This window comes from Streptomyces sp. ID05-39B, assembly GCF_033794725.1.
GTDB lineage: Bacteria > Actinomycetota > Actinomycetes > Streptomycetales > Streptomycetaceae > Streptomyces > Streptomyces bobili.
Map to the genome: position 1 here is coordinate 58,851 of NZ_JARGEF010000002.1, position 14,221 is coordinate 73,071.

At 66.3% G+C, this 14,221-nt stretch carries 19 protein-coding genes, 1 tRNA gene, 6 other RNA genes and 1 other annotated feature; of the genes, 18 read left to right on the top strand and 8 right to left on the bottom strand.

From position 1 onward, the window contains the following. Nucleotides 1-27 precede the first annotated feature (27 nt). The 8 genes from P1P75_RS01085 to P1P75_RS01120 form a co-directional block, all read right to left on the bottom strand. On the bottom strand, nt 28-552 hold the full coding sequence (locus P1P75_RS01085; RefSeq protein ID WP_319250998.1) for a hypothetical protein: 525 nt from the start codon (nt 550-552) through the stop codon (nt 28-30). 2 nt (nt 553-554) lie between these two features. Then, nucleotides 555-1,484 (bottom strand): hypothetical protein, encoded by a 930-nt coding sequence (locus P1P75_RS01090; RefSeq protein ID WP_319251000.1) that lies wholly within the window; start codon nt 1,482-1,484, stop codon nt 555-557. Nucleotides 1,485-1,657: 173 nt separating this feature from the next. Then, nucleotides 1,658-3,133 carry a phage portal protein gene (locus P1P75_RS01095; RefSeq protein WP_319251002.1) on the bottom strand — a complete coding sequence of 492 codons (1,476 nt, stop codon included), beginning with the start codon at nt 3,131-3,133 and terminating at the stop codon, nt 1,658-1,660. A gap of 34 nt (nt 3,134-3,167) precedes the next feature. Then, nucleotides 3,168-4,829, bottom strand: a complete 1,662-nt coding sequence (locus tag P1P75_RS01100; RefSeq protein WP_319251004.1) for a terminase — start codon at nt 4,827-4,829, stop codon at nt 3,168-3,170. A gap of 13 nt (nt 4,830-4,842) precedes the next feature. After that, nucleotides 4,843-5,274 (bottom strand): hypothetical protein, encoded by a 432-nt coding sequence (locus P1P75_RS01105; protein WP_319251006.1) that lies wholly within the window; start codon nt 5,272-5,274, stop codon nt 4,843-4,845. 13 nt (nt 5,275-5,287) lie between these two features. Continuing rightward, the gene (locus tag P1P75_RS01110; protein WP_319251008.1) at nt 5,288-5,548 is read right to left on the bottom strand and encodes a thioredoxin family protein; all 261 of its coding nucleotides are present in this window, start codon (nt 5,546-5,548) and stop codon (nt 5,288-5,290) included. Next, on the bottom strand, nt 5,545-5,775 hold the full coding sequence (locus P1P75_RS01115) for a hypothetical protein (RefSeq protein WP_319251011.1): 231 nt from the start codon (nt 5,773-5,775) through the stop codon (nt 5,545-5,547). Before P1P75_RS01115 ends, P1P75_RS01110 begins: the two co-directional genes overlap by 4 nt. Before the next feature lie 96 nt (nt 5,776-5,871). After that, a tRNA-Lys gene (locus P1P75_RS01120) sits at nt 5,872-5,944 on the bottom strand. Nucleotides 5,945-6,983: 1,039 nt separating this feature from the next. Here P1P75_RS01120 and P1P75_RS01125 point away from each other — a divergent pair. From P1P75_RS01125 to P1P75_RS01205, 18 genes are all read left to right on the top strand, one after another. Further along, on the top strand, nt 6,984-7,181 hold the full coding sequence (locus P1P75_RS01125; protein ID WP_319251013.1) for a hypothetical protein: 198 nt from the start codon (nt 6,984-6,986) through the stop codon (nt 7,179-7,181). 38 nt (nt 7,182-7,219) lie between these two features. Then, entirely contained in the window at nt 7,220-7,873 is a 654-nt protein-coding gene (locus tag P1P75_RS01130) for a hypothetical protein (protein WP_319251015.1), read from the top strand. Nucleotides 7,874-8,478: 605 nt separating this feature from the next. Next, nucleotides 8,479-8,595, top strand: a sequence feature (16S ribosomal RNA rRNA prediction is too short). Nucleotides 8,596-9,340: 745 nt separating this feature from the next. After that, nucleotides 9,341-9,742: a hypothetical protein gene (locus tag P1P75_RS01135; protein ID WP_319251017.1), complete on the top strand. Its 402-nt coding sequence runs from the start codon at nt 9,341-9,343 to the stop codon at nt 9,740-9,742. Nucleotides 9,743-9,758: 16 nt separating this feature from the next. Continuing rightward, an RNA gene (locus P1P75_RS01140) (hammerhead ribozyme type II) lies at nt 9,759-9,823 on the top strand. A 21-nt stretch (nt 9,824-9,844) separates the two neighbouring features. Continuing rightward, nucleotides 9,845-10,063 (top strand): hypothetical protein, encoded by a 219-nt coding sequence (locus P1P75_RS01145; protein ID WP_319251018.1) that lies wholly within the window; start codon nt 9,845-9,847, stop codon nt 10,061-10,063. Between the two features lie 4 nt (nt 10,064-10,067). Continuing rightward, an RNA gene (locus P1P75_RS01150) (hammerhead ribozyme type II) lies at nt 10,068-10,130 on the top strand. Between the two features lie 20 nt (nt 10,131-10,150). After that, the gene (locus P1P75_RS01155) at nt 10,151-10,483 is read left to right on the top strand and encodes a hypothetical protein (protein ID WP_319251019.1); all 333 of its coding nucleotides are present in this window, start codon (nt 10,151-10,153) and stop codon (nt 10,481-10,483) included. A 15-nt stretch (nt 10,484-10,498) separates the two neighbouring features. Then, nucleotides 10,499-10,563, top strand: an RNA gene (locus P1P75_RS01160) — hammerhead ribozyme type II. Nucleotides 10,564-10,583: 20 nt separating this feature from the next. Further along, a complete protein-coding gene (locus tag P1P75_RS01165; protein ID WP_319251021.1) occupies nt 10,584-10,967 on the top strand; it encodes a hypothetical protein in 384 nt (127 codons plus the stop codon). A gap of 34 nt (nt 10,968-11,001) precedes the next feature. After that, nucleotides 11,002-11,064: hammerhead ribozyme type II (locus tag P1P75_RS01170), an RNA gene on the top strand. Nucleotides 11,065-11,268: 204 nt separating this feature from the next. Further along, an RNA gene (locus tag P1P75_RS01175) (hammerhead ribozyme type II) lies at nt 11,269-11,346 on the top strand. Nucleotides 11,347-11,355: 9 nt separating this feature from the next. After that, nucleotides 11,356-12,198 carry a hypothetical protein gene (locus P1P75_RS01180; protein WP_319251023.1) on the top strand — a complete coding sequence of 281 codons (843 nt, stop codon included), beginning with the start codon at nt 11,356-11,358 and terminating at the stop codon, nt 12,196-12,198. Further along, the gene (locus P1P75_RS41935; RefSeq protein ID WP_369076324.1) at nt 12,199-12,288 is read left to right on the top strand and encodes a DUF3649 domain-containing protein; all 90 of its coding nucleotides are present in this window, start codon (nt 12,199-12,201) and stop codon (nt 12,286-12,288) included. It abuts the gene before it with no gap. A 4-nt stretch (nt 12,289-12,292) separates the two neighbouring features. Continuing rightward, nucleotides 12,293-12,856 (top strand): hypothetical protein, encoded by a 564-nt coding sequence (locus P1P75_RS01185; RefSeq protein ID WP_319251025.1) that lies wholly within the window; start codon nt 12,293-12,295, stop codon nt 12,854-12,856. 1 nt (nt 12,857) lies between these two features. Then, nucleotides 12,858-12,920: hammerhead ribozyme type II (locus tag P1P75_RS01190), an RNA gene on the top strand. Nucleotides 12,921-12,938: 18 nt separating this feature from the next. Further along, nucleotides 12,939-13,082: a hypothetical protein gene (locus P1P75_RS01195; protein ID WP_319251026.1), complete on the top strand. Its 144-nt coding sequence runs from the start codon at nt 12,939-12,941 to the stop codon at nt 13,080-13,082. Nucleotides 13,083-13,100: 18 nt separating this feature from the next. Then, a complete protein-coding gene (locus tag P1P75_RS01200; RefSeq protein ID WP_319251027.1) occupies nt 13,101-13,517 on the top strand; it encodes a hypothetical protein in 417 nt (138 codons plus the stop codon). Nucleotides 13,518-13,641: 124 nt separating this feature from the next. Beyond that, nucleotides 13,642-14,220: a hypothetical protein gene (locus P1P75_RS01205; RefSeq protein ID WP_319251028.1), complete on the top strand. Its 579-nt coding sequence runs from the start codon at nt 13,642-13,644 to the stop codon at nt 14,218-14,220. Nucleotide 14,221: the final 1 nt, after the last annotated feature.

Consider the following 14,221-nt stretch of genomic DNA (forward strand, 5'->3'; position numbering starts at 1 on the left):
TGCGTCACTTGCACACCGGGGGATGGGTCAGTAGCGGCGCTTGCGTGCCGCCCGAGCTTCCTTGACGGGGTCGAAGTCGTCGCCTCCGTCGTCGGGGTCGAGTCCTCCGCCGAGCGTTCCGGGAGTGGCCGGCGCGAGGTGCTTCTGGAGCTCCTTCGCGTCCGCCAGGAGCTCGGCCTCGGTGGTGCCCGTCAGGCGCTTGGCCAGGGCGGGCGGCAGCTCGAACTTTGCTGCCACGGTGTTGAGCAGGATCGTCCGCTCCAGCGTCTCGATCTGTCCGCGCAGCTCGGATGTGGCGGCTTCGAACTCCTCGACCGTCTTGGCCTTGGAGAGTGCGGCCTCCGTCTCGCGGAGCTTGGTGCGGTAGTTGGCGGCCTCGGCGTTCGCGTCGGTGAGCTTCTTTCGAAGCACCTCCGGGGGAACGGTCTCCTCGGCCTTCTCCTCGGTCGACTCCGTCTCTTCGCCCTTGGGGGTCTCGCCCTCCGGGGGCGTCTCGACGGTCTCTTCCGTGGTGGTCTCGGTGCTGGTCTCGGTGGATTCCTGCTCGGGCACTCTCACGCCTCCTGGACGCTCGTGATGGATCGCCGAGCCTCCTGGGCTGCGGCCTTCTGTTCTTGCCGGATGAACCGGCGCCAGGCGGACACGGCCGCCTTACCGGACAGGCCGCGTGTGACCTTGGGCCACAGCTCCTCGTACCGGCGGTTCAGCTCGTACGTAGACGAGCTGCTGTACTGCTCGCGCGAGAACACAGGCTCCGCGTAGCAGTGGCAGTTGTCGTGGTACTTGTCGCCGTCCGCGTACTCGGCCGAAGCGGAGGAGCGGTAGACGGGACCACGAGAGATGAGCATCGCGCACCACCCGCAAGGGGTGCCGGTACGCGAGAGTCTGATGTAGCCGAGGGCTCGGCGGTCGCGCTGCGTGTGGTTCCAGACCGTTGAGCGTCCGCCGTTCATGGCAACGCGCTCAGCGGCTGCGGCTTGCTGTGCACCGGCTTGCCGGTGTGCCTCTTCCCGAAGGCCGTCGACCTCGTCAGCGCTCCTGGCGCTGTCGATGATGTCGACCTTCTTCTGGAGGTTGGCCGGCCCAAGGGCCTCCAGCACGGTGCGGAGCTCCTCCTCGGCCTCGCGCTCGATCCGTTCCTCGGCCTCGCGCAGACCCTCGATCTCCTCGACCAGGATGCGGTCGAGTTCGTCTTCCTCTGCCTGAGCAGAGGCGTCGAGGGCCTCCTCGTCAGCTTCCCCAGCTTGGCTGGTCGCGGCCGACGAGGAGGAGTCCGGGGTGCTGGCAGGGTCGTCTCCCGTGGGCCCCTCCTGGGGGCTCTCAGGGCTTCCGGCCAGCTCGGCGAACTCCCGGCGCAGCACATCGAGCGTGATGTACGTGGGCTCGGGATGGTACGGATCAGCTACCGTCGTCCCGGTCCGCAGTGCGCGGGCCAGGCGGTAGTACGCACGGGCAAGGTCCCGACTCTGGCGCCTGCGACTCATCACCAGCGTGATGGCCCGCCTGAGCCAGGAAGCCGCGGTGGACGCCCGGCTTATGGCCGGGACGTCCCCCCACAGTGCAAGCGCCTCCGTGACGGTGCCGGCCCCGATCTGGGTCAGCGCCGCTTGGAACGCGACTGCCGCGCCGTCAGCCTCAGCCCGTCGGGCCGGGCTTGTCACGCGGCGACCACCTCACTGGCGGCCGGCGCCGGGCTGACGGACGGAGTGGCCCGCGTCAGCGCGTTGGCGAGCTGGGCGACGGAGTCGTCGTCCTCGGCCATCTGCTCCCAGTCCTCGTACTCGGTCTGGGTCACGCCGGGCACTCGCTTCCACAGGCCGCGCTTCGGAATGCCGAGCTGGTCGGCGAGCTTGCCGAGCGCGTCAGCGGCCTGGGCCAGGGAGCGCGACTCCATGTCGCGCCACTGAACCTCGCCCGCGTAGTCCTCGTTGCCGGCCGTGTCGCCCTCCATCTCCGCGGCGATCCGGAACACGCGCTCCCAGGACTCCCCGAAGAGGGACTGGAACTCGGTGATCTTCCGGGACAGCGCAGTCTCGGCGGCGAGCAGAGCCTCGGCAGACAGGTTGGCGATCTGGCCGAGCAGGTGATGCGGCGGGGTCTGTGAGATCGCGGCCAGGTGCCGGATGGACATGTCTACCGAGTCGATCAGCGGGGTGATCGGCCCGGCCGGCAGGCTCCCGAAGCGAACGTCCGGGTCCTCCGCGAAGAGGAACCTGCGCGCGTTGTGGTTGATCTGAGCCGGCATCGGGTTGCCGTCGGGGCCCAGCTTGGGCCGGGCGTCGACCGCCAGGGCGGGGTCGGTGGTGACGTTGCCGGCCTCGTCCAGGTATTCCATCTGGAGAGGCGGCGCCATGCCGGTCGCATACCGCACCTCGTGCGAGGTGTACGTCTGCGCGACGAGCAGATCGAAGATCGTCTGATTGATCCGGTTCTGCAACGGGATCATCGGCTCGACCACGCCGACCGTGCGGCCTTCGAGATCGACCTGAGCAGCGAAGCGGGTGACCGGGCACTCGGTGGAACCGTGCAGCCGGCCCTTGGCGACCCGGACCGAGTCGAGGTCGGACAGCGACTTGAACGACACCGCGTACTCGTAGCGGCTGTCGAACATCCGGGCCCGGCCGGGAGTATCGCCCTTGGGCCTGGACGTGATCGTAATCGCGGCGTACGGCTCGTCGTCGTTGGCCGGGTCCTCATACAGGGCCGCGGTCTTCTTCGCCGACAGGCCCTTGGAGATGACGCCCTTCTTGGTCTTCTCCGTCAGGACGAAGGAGTGACCGAACCCCAGGGCACCGCGGTAGACCGCGGCCTGCCGGGCGTCCATGCGCGAGCGCTGCCAGTGCGACCAGGCCGGGCTCGTCGAGGACGACGCCTCGGGCAGGCCCGAGGTCGACGTGCCCGGCCGGAAGCCGTCCACGTACAGGGCCTGGGCCGGCGTACCGATCAGGAGCGGTATCCAGTTGGACACCGCGCGCTTCGCGAGGAGCTTGTACTCGTCGTCCGCCTGGGGCGGCATGTACGGGTCGTCGTGCTTGCCTCGGATGAAGTTGTCGATCCGCTGGAGCCGGCCCTCGTCACGATCGAGGATGGCGAGCAGTTCCTTCGCCAGCGTCAGTGGGCTGGAGTCAGCCATGCCTCACCACCTTCCGTGTCACACTTGCATAGCCCTACATGAAGTAACCCCGGCCGGTCCGTCTGCGGACCTTCTTGCCGCGGGTGCGAAGCTCGTACAGAGCCTCATGCGCGAGCAGCAGTGCTGCGTACGCGTCGATCTTGCGCGGCGAGTCCCTCGACTCCTTGCCGAAGGAGATGCCGTAGTTGTTGGTGCGTCGGCGAGCAGAGAGCACATGCCGGCGCAACGTCAGGTCTCCGTCGTGGCTCAGCTTCTTGTCGAAGACGGCCCGCATCAGGCGCTCGTGCGCCATCGTCACCGTCTTCTGCGAGCCACGCATGTCCCAGCCGATCGCGTCCTTGCCGACCGGCGACTTCACTGCCAGGGTCTCGCCGTACGTCTCCGACCAGTCGGCGATGTAGCTCTCCCACAGCGCGACGTCCGCGAAGAACGCCTGTACCTGGAAGAGGCGGAACGCCTCATGGACCGCGGAGTCGACCTCATGCCGGGGGACCGACCAGTTCTTGCCGGCCTCGCCCTCCGGGTGCTCCCAGATGTTGAGCAGAACGACGTGCATGTCCCGGACCCTGAGCGCCACCAGGGCGGTCGAGTCCGAGGTCTTGCCGCCATCGAAGCCGAGGACGATCTCGTCGCCCGGCTTCAAGGTCTTGTTGTCGTCCGCGAGCGGGTCCCACTCGGCCGGCCCGTACAGGGCGTCCTCTTCGGCGATGACCTGGTTCAGGTACATGCGCCGCGAGCGCGAGGCTGAGATCGTCAAGTTCATGACGGACTTGATGATCGACTCGATCTTCAGCCAGACCGCGTCACCGCGGATCTTGGGGAGCACGATCCGCAGCGCCTCGGGCGTCAGCGGAGTCTTCGGGTGCGCCTCGATCGAGTCATACAGCGTGCCAACGTCGAGCGCCCGGCCCTCAAGTACCTTGTTGTGCGCCTCGCGCATCCGCTCGGCCACGCTGTCCTCGCCGGGGAGGTAGGCGTTCGTGATTGCCAGGTACCGGGAGTCCATCTTGGTGGCGTTACCGTCGATGGTCTCGAACATCTTGTGGCCGCCGTTGCCGGCGACCCAGTGATGCGTCTCGTTGAGCAGGGTGAAGGTCGTTCGCTTACCCTCGATGGCCCGATACGAGCTGGTCACGGCCTGGAGCCGCTTGCGGCCACGGTCGGCGCGGATGAGCTCGGCGCCGGCCTTGATGCCGTAGGTCTGTATGAGCTTCGGCCCCATCAGGATGGGCAGGTAGCCCATCGTGTTGGTGGTCTGCTCCTGGTTCACCGCGGTGATCTGCACCCACGCCTGCGGGTGCGCCTTCGCGACCGGGCTGCCGTCCTCTTCCCAGTGGGAGAAGCGCGACGGCCCGACGAACTCGACGAGCGAGATCACCGCGAGGAGCGGGTCCTTGCCCCAGCCCTTCAGTCGCTGGAGGACTCCGGTCCGGTAGACGAACTCGCCATCCTTGTCGATGGCGTACCACCAGAGCAGGAAGCGGAGCTGCTCCGGAGTGAACCTCCAGGGCACCCGCTTCTCGTCGGTGGAACCTTCGCCGTCCAGGTACTCGGCGCACCAGCCGGCAATCTGCCACCCGAGCGTGAACTCGGGGAGCTTCCATCTGCCGAACGCGTCCTTCTGCCAGGTGGGGCCCAGATACTCGGGCTCCAGGGCTTCGATCTCTTCGAGAGTGAGTGGCGCAGTTGCGGCCATGCGTCACCCCCGATTAGTCAACCCCCAGAGCCTTCTTGTAGTCAGCGATGGCGACCACGGCGGCAGAGTCCTGCTCAGGTATGGGCTCGGTCAGTTCGATGCGCACACGGCGCCGATCGCCCTCGGCGACGAGGAGTCGCTCGAAGGCGGAGTAGATGGTCTGAAGCATCTGGCCCGACCGCTTGCCGGACTTCTTGTAGTAGGACAAGTCCTCGCACAGCGAGTAGGCGAACGCCCAGTCACTGTTCTGGTAGAAGTCGGCCTGGCCGGAAGTCTTGAGGGCGTCCCACAGCTTCTGGGCGATGGGATGCCAGTTACGGTCCGCGTTGGGGACCTTCACCGGCTTCATCTCGCCCTTGGTTACGGGCTGCTCGTCCGATCCCTTGCGCGACCGGGGGCGCGCGAGGTCTTCTTCACGGTTCGGGACGGGGCCACGTGCGCCCACCGGTCACCTCCCTTCAACGGAGGACGCTGAGTGCGTCCTTCAGTGAGTCACCGAGGAGTGCGCCAGTGAAGCGACTGATCTCCTCGCCGTCCCGTTCGATGACGACGGTCGGAGTGCTCGACACGCCGTAGGAGTCGGCCTTCGCGAGGCCGGCATAGGTTGCGACGACAACCGTCTCCGCCTCGACCCCCAGCTCGGCGAGCTCCTGCTTCAGCAGGGGACCGAATGAGCGGCAGGGCCGGCAGTACGGAGAGGTGAAGTAGAGGACGTTCACACCTTGCCGCCCGTCACGAAGTGCGCAACGAGCCAGGCCAGGAACATGACCAGTACAGCGCGACGCGCCTGCGTGGTCTTCGTCTTCTCCTGGCCCTGCGCGGTGTGGAAGATCTTCCAGACCTGCTCGGACAGGGTGTCATTCTTGTCCTTGCGGTAGAGGGCGACTCCCTCGATCACGACAAAGGCTCCAGCCCAGGCAGCCCAGGCCATCTCGAATCCGGTCACCGCACCTCCTTGAAGTTCATCGGGCGTTACGACGCTCGGCCCGGCAAGAGCGGGTGGGCGAGTTGGTTTGGTCAGTGTTGCCACCATCACTGCCCGTCGATCCGGCTGGACTCGAACCAGCGACACGGGGGTTAAGAGCCCCCTGCTCTGCCAACTGAGCTACGGATCGTTGTGCGCTGCGCGGGATCGAACCCACGAACCGGGACGCGTGCACCGGTTGCGAACCTGCCAGCGCGGGGGAGCTACCCCCAGCCTCAGCCCCGCGGGCGTGCCGGACGGTCGAGCCGCCATCCACGTTCCCCCGCAGGGAAGTCTCGGCCCTGGTGGTTAGTCAGGGGCCGGCGCGCTCGACTCGGAGAGGAGGACGAGGAGCGCGCTCACGCTCGACAGGCGGGGAGGGCCTGGAGCGCGGGTTCAGAGGAGACCCGGATGGGCCTCGTCTCGCCTGAAGCGCCGCGAGATCGCGCGCCGTTTGGCGTGCGTTGCCGCAGCTCCCTCGCGGGAGGACTTCTGGCGGTGGTGCCAGGTGCACAGCGAGCGGAGGTTCTCCATGCTGTGGTCGTCACCTGGTCGGACATGGTCCACGTCGGATGCGAGCGAGGCGCAGCGTTCACCCGCTTCAGTCAGCGCGGTGCACTGCCCTCCGTCTCGTCGCAAGACCTTGAGCCGGATCTTGGGCCAGTCCTTCGGTAGGCGCGAGCGCCTGTCGGAACCTTCCCAGTTCGGCATCATCACCCCCGACGTGGAAGTTGAGCCCTCGGTGACGTCCTACCTGAAGAGGTAGCTGCCATGAGCTGTCAACCCGAGGGAGTCTTAGACGTAAGTTGCTACGTTCAGTGGGGCGCTTCGCGCCCCCAACTGCGAAGCAGTAAGACGACAGCGTCATCATCAAGCGAGGCCCGACAGGGCCTCCAGCCTGCTACTTCTCCAGCAGTCTTACGCTCTTACTTATAGATACGGAGCCCGAGGGCAGTCTCGGAACGAGGACTTCCTGTGACCGTGGTCACACTTACACAGTGAGGCTTCGAGGCTGGGCCGCCTGGCGGCGGCCACCTGGGCTGGAGGCGACGGCGAAGGGGTTGCAGGGAGCGAAGCGCCAGGGGCGCCCTGGCGGGCGCCACAGAGCAGTGCCGGCTAGCTCTCTGGGGGCGCTGCCGCGCCCCCGTAATCCAGTGCCGGCTGTCAGTCCCACGCCCTACGCTGGAGTCATGGACAACGACACTGACCTTCGCTTCGCCCTCCAGGTCGCTGGCGCCGAGCTGGCCGACACGCCCCCGCCCGCGGATTCACCGCTCGGCCGGCTGCGTACCTTCGCCGTCGCCAATCCCGGCACCGTGCTAGAGGCCGGCCACGTCCGCCAGGCCCTCGCCGGCACTCTGCCGACCACTCCAACGCTGCGACCCTGAAGGCATTACCCGCCGCTTAGGTCCGGTAACTTTGAGGCGTGGAGATCCTTGCGGGGCAGTGGTGGCAGAACCTGGACGTCTGGACACTCGTCGTTACAGCCATCGTCGCCTTGGGTGTCGGGTGGCTCACCGCCTGGGCCACCCTTCGAGCCAGCAATCCGAAATACAAGCTCGGCTGGTGGGAGCAGTCCAACACTCCCTTGTTCGCCGAGTCGAGGTGGGCCGGCCAAAGCAGTCCGCTCTCGGTCCGGCTCGGTAGCACCCATCTTGAGAAGCCGCGCATCGTCGACCTAGTGATCACGAACCTAGGTAAGCGCGACATCACGGCCGCCAAGTTCCATGAAGGGGCGCCGCTTCGCTTCTCGTTCGGTCATCCCGTGCTCGTAATCCTGGACTACGAATCGCAGCCGGCCGCGGGTCTGAGCCAGCTTATCGGCACGTACACCGACATTGGCTCAGGGTCCGCAGCGCCCCCCGTGAGCGGTATCGAGCTCAGACCGACGCTACTGCGGAAGGGTCAGAGGGTGACAATCACGGTGTTGGTCGACGGCGACCGCGAGGCAACGCGATGCATCGACTTCCCTCTGGTCGATGTTGACGAGGTACTGGAGGCGCCCAGCGCCGTGGCGAGGGAGATCGGAATGGGCGTGCTTGCCGGGGTGACACGCTCCCTCCCCTTCCCCTTCCGCTGATCGACCCCAAAACCGTGGCGCGATCTTGGCCGCTAAGACTCAGCGGTGGGTCGCTCCGCTCGTAGGGGGTCACCCCCCACCCCGTCCGGGCCCGTGCTACCCTCGCGCGCTCGCACGTCGTGCAGGCATCGCAGAAGGGGGCCGCAGGAGACCCGCGAGAACGGCCAGAACCGCAGGTCACAGGCCCTTTCGCAGCCCTGCGGACCAGGACGTCAGCGGCCCCGCCAGCGGGGCGGAGAGGGCGGCTCAGCCCGTCGCGGACCGGCTCTGACCTGCGGGTTTGACTTGGCTGTGTAAGTGTGTCAATGTTCTGTCTGTCGCCACCACGGGACCGCACCGCAGGCCGCAAGGCAGGCGGGGAATGGGGAGCCTGGCCGGTCGTCGTAGGACGTAACGCCAGACTTCAACGTCCGCTCCGAAAGGGACAGCGACACTTGCACACCGGGCCCAACTCGACTACAGTAGGGCTCAGCACCACAGCACAGCGGGTGAGTGATCCGGGTTATCGATGCACCGGGGAGCGAACTGCGGACCGATGGTTAACGGCTCGCCTGCACAGTGCAATCCAGCCGACGCAAGTCGGCAAGTCGGGTAACCGGCGCCACGCAGTAACACGTACGTACTCCCTCGGAGACGGGGGAGGCGGGCGGCCTACCAGCTAGTAGGTGAGGTAACGGCTCACCTAGGCTACGACGGGTACCCAGCCTGAGAGGGTGCGGGGCACATGCGGGAAGAAGGCCTTCGGGTTGTAATCCGCACGAAAGCGCAACTTGCACCACCCGGAGCGGCTGTGATAGTGTCGCTTCAGCGCAAGGCCGAAAGGCCAAGCGCACACGAACTTCAGATCGTCGCCTGCCCGGCCCCCGCAAGGGACGTCGCAACACTCCTCGGAGTGCGTGGGTAGGTAAGAGGCTCAGCGGCCAGAAGGTAGCGCAACCTAGGAGAGGGTGATCCTCCCCTGCGATGGTGGGCAGCCCGGATGCTATCCGCGAACCCTGTAGGAACCAAGCTAAACCGGAACGGCACGGGCATCTGCCCGAGTGTGCGACCCATAGGCTACTTGCGAAACCCTCCCCTTCGGGGGTGGACGTACCTGACTGAGGACACCCGACGTCAGAGAGCAGGGACAGAACCGTGGGAGTGATGGAGGTGCGGTTCCCCAATCCGGAAGGGTTGGCCGGAAGGGCCGGAAGTCTCGCAAGAGACTGGAGGCCCGGAAGGACTAACCAGCCCAACCGGGGAGGGGACGGGGATGGCAGTTATCCCGTCCGAAGAACCTGCCAACCCGATCCGAAAGGGTCGGGGGGAGGGTCCGCAAGGACCCTCCCGCATAGGCCCCTCGGGACCACTCGCAAGAGTGGGGCCCGTAGCATCGAAGCACACGGGGTCGCCGGGTCCCCGCCAGTCGGCGGGTTGACCGACACCGCAAGGTGTGATAGTGTAGCAACACAACGAACGGAGAGCGGGATGGACACCTGCACATACGACCTCGACCACAGCGCCGTCGAGGCCACGCACTACTACAAGGCATACGAGGGCGACCGGGTCATGCTCTGCTTCGGCTGCGCCTCCCGGTTCGGCTACCCCCAGTACCTGGTCGAGCTGCCCCGTCCCCGCTCCTGGAGGACGGAGTACGGGTACCTGGTCAACGTCCAGATCGGGACGGGTCAGGGTGACCTGGTCGCCGACGTCTGGCCGATGGAGGGCGACGGAGTCGAGAGCTGGCTCACGATCCTCGGATGCCAGGAGAGTAAGTACCTGGTCGCCGACGCGGCATGGGAGCCGTACCGGCCGCACTACTCGGTGAACGACGACTTCACCTACGAGGCGACCCGCGTCACCTGCCTTCCCGTGGTGCAGTGTGTGTAAGTGACGCAAGATGCAAGGGCGAAACACCCTTCGGGGTGTCGTCCCGGTGTGGTTACCGGGGCCTGAGGATGCCAGCCTGCATCGGTACGAACGGAGAGAGCTATGTCTGCCACGGTGACCCGTACGAAGATCACGTTCCACTGCACCGGCTGCGCCGACGCTTTCGAGGTCACGGACCAGGGTGTCGTCAAGCTGCACGACGAGGAGTACGGCGAGTGCGTGTGGCTGGTCGGTGGAACGCTCGCGGACTACGTCGAGGACCCCGACTGCTCGGGCTGCGGATCCGAGCTGGTGTTCAACACCGTCTCAGTGTGTAAGTGAAGCAAGGCGAAACCCTCACCCGAGGGTCCGGCCAGGTGGTTCCTGGTTGCTGATGAGCCAGCCTGCTCAGTTTCGAAAGGACACGTCATGGTTTCGCTGGACAAGACTGCACAGTCCATCGGTTACGGCAGGATGCGGGCCGCGATCAACCGCGGCGTCAGAAGGAACAACCTCCTGGCCCTGTCTGTGGAGTTCGGAGAGCGGGCCTACGACGTCGAGGTCAAGGCGTTCGAGGCGCACAAGGCGGCCGTGCTGGGTCTCTCGAACGCGAAGGACCCGTGGAAGCGGTGCCAGAACGCGTGCCACGCCCCCATCAGGGACGTCGAGGACTTCTGCTCCGAGGGGTGCTGGGAGGAGTGGCACAAGGTCAACGACCCCGAGGCGTATGAGCGCTGGCTGCACAGCGGCGTCGGCCGCTGAGACGTAAGCGCGACAAGGCGAAACCTCCCTCGGGAGGTCCGGCCGGCTTGGGATGCCGGTCGCTGATGAGCCAGCCTGCTCACCGTCTAAGGAGACGAGTATGTCCGTCATCATGTACGCCGCATCCTGGTCCGAGTACACCGCCGCCCTGGACTGGGCCAGGTTGGGCTCCGAGAGGATCGCGGAGGCGACCAGCAAGCCGGAGGAGATGCCCCGAGGGGCGCGGTACTACCTCACCGCGGACTTCCTGTCGGGGTTCGGGGTGGACACGGACGGCACCCTGATGGGGCTGTTCAGCACGGTCAAGGGGCGCGGCGAGGACATGGTGTGGCACGCCGTACTGCACCGCCGTGCGATCAAGCTGGACTGCTTCGATGGGTTCCTCCCCGAGTACTACAAGCAGTTCGGGTTCCAGGAGACGGAGCGGGTCCCGAACTGGACCGTCGGTGAGCCCGACGTCGTGTTCATGTCGCTGGTTGTGTAACCTGCGCAAGCTGTGATACTGTAGCGACAGCGGAAGGCGAAACCGGCGAAAGCCGGTCCGGCCGGGTGGTTCCCGGTCGCTGATGAGCCAACCAGACCAGCGGACATCAGCCCATCGAGACCGGAAGGTCATACATGAAGGCAGTCGGGGGATATCGGGTGTTGCTTGACGCACGGCGGAGCCGTGAAGACAGCGACGGGGAGCCTGGATTCTTCAGGAGGGATGCCCTCCACTGACACACCTACCGCGCCCCCCTCCCGCACCTCACCAGCCCCAATGGGGGAGGGGGAGCGCACCTCCCATGCGAAACCATCGCGGCCGGCCTCCGGTCGCATGGTCGGCCAGGCGCGGCGTCCTGGTCCTGATGATGCAGCCACGGAGGAGAGACATGGAGCTGGACAGGGACACCCTGGAGAAGGCGGCGGCCGAGGCCCTGGAGCGCCCGAGCAACTCGGCATTCTGGGACGACCGACTGTTCACTACACATGGTGCGGTGCTCCACTGGGCGGAGCGTGGTGACGACATCCTGGCGGAGTCCAACTACCTGACCGCGCTGGACCTGATCCGGGCCGCAGCGGATGACGGGCGGCCGGACACCGAGGTCTCGGACGAGCACGTCATCGACGGGACGTCGAGCCACTGGGCGGTCGGCTCCCTGCGCACGATCTACGTGCAGGTCTACGAGGACAACGCGCTACGGTGCCGCGACTGCGGAGAGGTCGCCAGTTGGGTGATTAGCCGAAAGCCGAACGCGCGGCGTCGCGGCATGTGCACCCACCACAAGGAGCAGTGGCGCTGCTCGAACATGCAAGGCATCCGGGCCGGACGGGTCTCGATGATGGAGATCACCCCGCGATACACCGCGGCATTCATCCAGGCGACCGAGCTGGCGCTGTCCCTCCAGGACTACCCGATCCTCGACGAATCGGACTACTCCGAGCGGGAGCATGAGGCGTTCGAGGAGGCGCTGAAGACTGCGGTCGAGCAGGCGCAGCGCGACCACTACGACACATGCGAGCAGGACGACGAGATCGCGCAGCGGTTCTACGAGGACGAGTCGGCGACGCATCGCAACCAGTGGTGCCACCCCGACGACGTCTGCTGGGCGACCGTGGCCGAGGAGTACGAGGCCGCGCGGGATGCCTACTTTGGCGAGCTGGCCTACGAGATCTACCGGTACAACGTGCTGGGGTACAACCCCGACCAGCTCGAACTCGACTTCGCGGTCTGAGTGTGTAAGTGTAGCCGAAACCCCGGAAGGGGTTGGCGCGGGATGGCAGCCCCCGCCCTGATGATGGCAGGCCACAGTGTGAAGGTGTAACGAGATGAAGATCCCCAGCAACGTGATCCGGTGCCTGGTCGACAACGGCCCGATCCTCTACCCCCAGCCTGGCGGCTCGTATAAGTGCGCGACCTGCGGAGGGGGAGTGGGCCCCGGCCGGGGCGGTGAGCCCGGTTACCACTGGGAGGAGAGCTACGGGTACCTCGTCCAGGTCGAGACGGTGGACGACGAGCGCGACTCCGACGAGGAGATCGAGGATCTCTACTCCGCGATCAGCGTGTTTGCCGACATCCTCGGCGACGGGATGACCGCACAAGGAGTGGGCGACTACTTCACCTGCACCGAGGCGGAGCGTCTGACCAAGGCCCTGATGGAGGGTGGCCACAAGCGCGCGGCGATGACGTTCCTGGAGGGCCACGCGTTCGCGGACGACGACCCGGACGACCTGCACGCGGACATCGACGACTACGAGGCGTACGTCCTGGAGCTGGCCGGCAAGCCGGTGCCCGAGCTGATCGAGGAACCCAAGCCCAAGGCCCCTGCCGGGGAGGTCGCGCTTCCGACCGTCTCGGTCGACGAACTGCTGCACATCATGAACCTCGACTGACAGGCGAAACCCCCTCGGGGGTCGGCGCGGGATGGCAGCCCACGCCCTGATGAGCCAGGCCGCAAACGCGAGGAGTACCACAGTGACCCCGAAGTTCCGCATTCACGACGGTCAGGTCCGCGACTCGAAGCGCAAGGACAAGGCGACCACGCTGGCGCTCCGCGAGCTGCGGCGCCAGAAGTACGAGCCCACCCCGGCCGCCACCCGCATCAACGCCGACGCCTGACCGAGAGGACTCAGACCAGTGCCGCGCATCAGTGAGATCAAGAAGTACGTGACCGACCACATCGCGCAGGACATCATCGACACCGCCTCCGCGGGAGGGATTACCTACTGGGCGACAGAGCCGACCGACGAGGAGTTCGCCGGCCTGCCCGCGGGCAAGAAGTGGACGATCGTCGAGGGTGTCGACGACACCGGCTGGGGCGGGGTGCGCGAGGTCGACGAGGTGCACTACCTCGACGCCGACCAGATCCGCGAGGCGTACGCCGACCTCCTGGCGCTCGACCAGGACCACGTGAACCGACAGATCCACGGGTACATCGTCGAGTCCTGGCTTGAGAGGGACGAGAAGAATGGCATCGACACGTCGCACATCGACGCTGACGCGGCGGACGCCATCGTGCAGCTCGCCGCCCTCGGGGAGATCCGCTACGGCTGACACCACTGTGCAAGTGGCGCAGAGAGTGATAGTGTAGCCAACAGGAAGGCGAAACCGGGGTGACCCGGTCGGCGGGAGTGGATCTCTCGTCCTGATGAAGCCAACCACTGTGAAGGTGTAGCAGATGAGTGACGAACGAGAGACGTACGAGTACGAGGCCGCGGGCGGCAAGCTCTACCTCCGGATAGAGACGGCCGAGCGCCGCACGTACAACTCCTACAGCGAGACCGACGGGCGCCTCTGGGTAGAGGAATTGCAGCCGCGGGTGTACGTGGTCACCGACCCGGAGTTCAAGGGTGACGTCAGCCTCGGTTTCGTGAAGGTGCGGGGCCGGAAGTACACGATCGAGCGCATGATCAAGCGCCTCCAGCACCCCACAACCTTCCGCCGAGGTTCGGAAGAGGTCACGCACTGGACGTACGAGACCGCGTCCTACTGGGGCGGGTTCCGCAACGATCGCAGTCAGCGGGTGAACTACGACGCGAAGGCGTGGGGCTCTCTCACGGACATCGAGCACGAGGTGCTGGACCGCTTCCACGAGGAGCACCCGGAGTGGGTGACCGAGAGCATCGGCCGGCTGTTCACCTATGAGCGCGACAGTCACGCGAGCAAGGCCGAGGCGCTCCGCAAGGAGGCGGTGGCGGAGGACCGGAAGGCCGCCGAGTGGGGCGAGCGCCTGAGCCAGCTCGGGGCGGAGGTCTGAC

Bases quoted from the DNA above. Each gene is read 5' to 3' on its own strand.
- P1P75_RS01090 (WP_319251000.1), bottom strand. From the start codon at position 1,484: ATGAGTCGCAGGCGCCAGAGTCGGGACCTTGCCCGTGCGTACTACCGC.
- P1P75_RS01135 (WP_319251017.1), top strand. From the start codon at position 9,341: ATGGACACCTGCACATACGACCTCGACCACAGCGCCGTCGAGGCCACG.
- P1P75_RS01100 (WP_319251004.1), bottom strand. From the start codon at position 4,829: ATGGCCGCAACTGCGCCACTCACTCTCGAAGAGATCGAAGCCCTGGAG.
- P1P75_RS01145 (WP_319251018.1), top strand. From the start codon at position 9,845: ATGTCTGCCACGGTGACCCGTACGAAGATCACGTTCCACTGCACCGGC.
- P1P75_RS01125 (WP_319251013.1), top strand. From the start codon at position 6,984: ATGGACAACGACACTGACCTTCGCTTCGCCCTCCAGGTCGCTGGCGCC.
- P1P75_RS01165 (WP_319251021.1), top strand. From the start codon at position 10,584: ATGTCCGTCATCATGTACGCCGCATCCTGGTCCGAGTACACCGCCGCC.
- P1P75_RS01155 (WP_319251019.1), top strand. From the start codon at position 10,151: ATGGTTTCGCTGGACAAGACTGCACAGTCCATCGGTTACGGCAGGATG.
- P1P75_RS01095 (WP_319251002.1), bottom strand. From the start codon at position 3,133: ATGGCTGACTCCAGCCCACTGACGCTGGCGAAGGAACTGCTCGCCATC.
- P1P75_RS01180 (WP_319251023.1), top strand. From the start codon at position 11,356: ATGGAGCTGGACAGGGACACCCTGGAGAAGGCGGCGGCCGAGGCCCTG.
- P1P75_RS01185 (WP_319251025.1), top strand. From the start codon at position 12,293: ATGAAGATCCCCAGCAACGTGATCCGGTGCCTGGTCGACAACGGCCCG.
- P1P75_RS01205 (WP_319251028.1), top strand. From the start codon at position 13,642: ATGAGTGACGAACGAGAGACGTACGAGTACGAGGCCGCGGGCGGCAAG.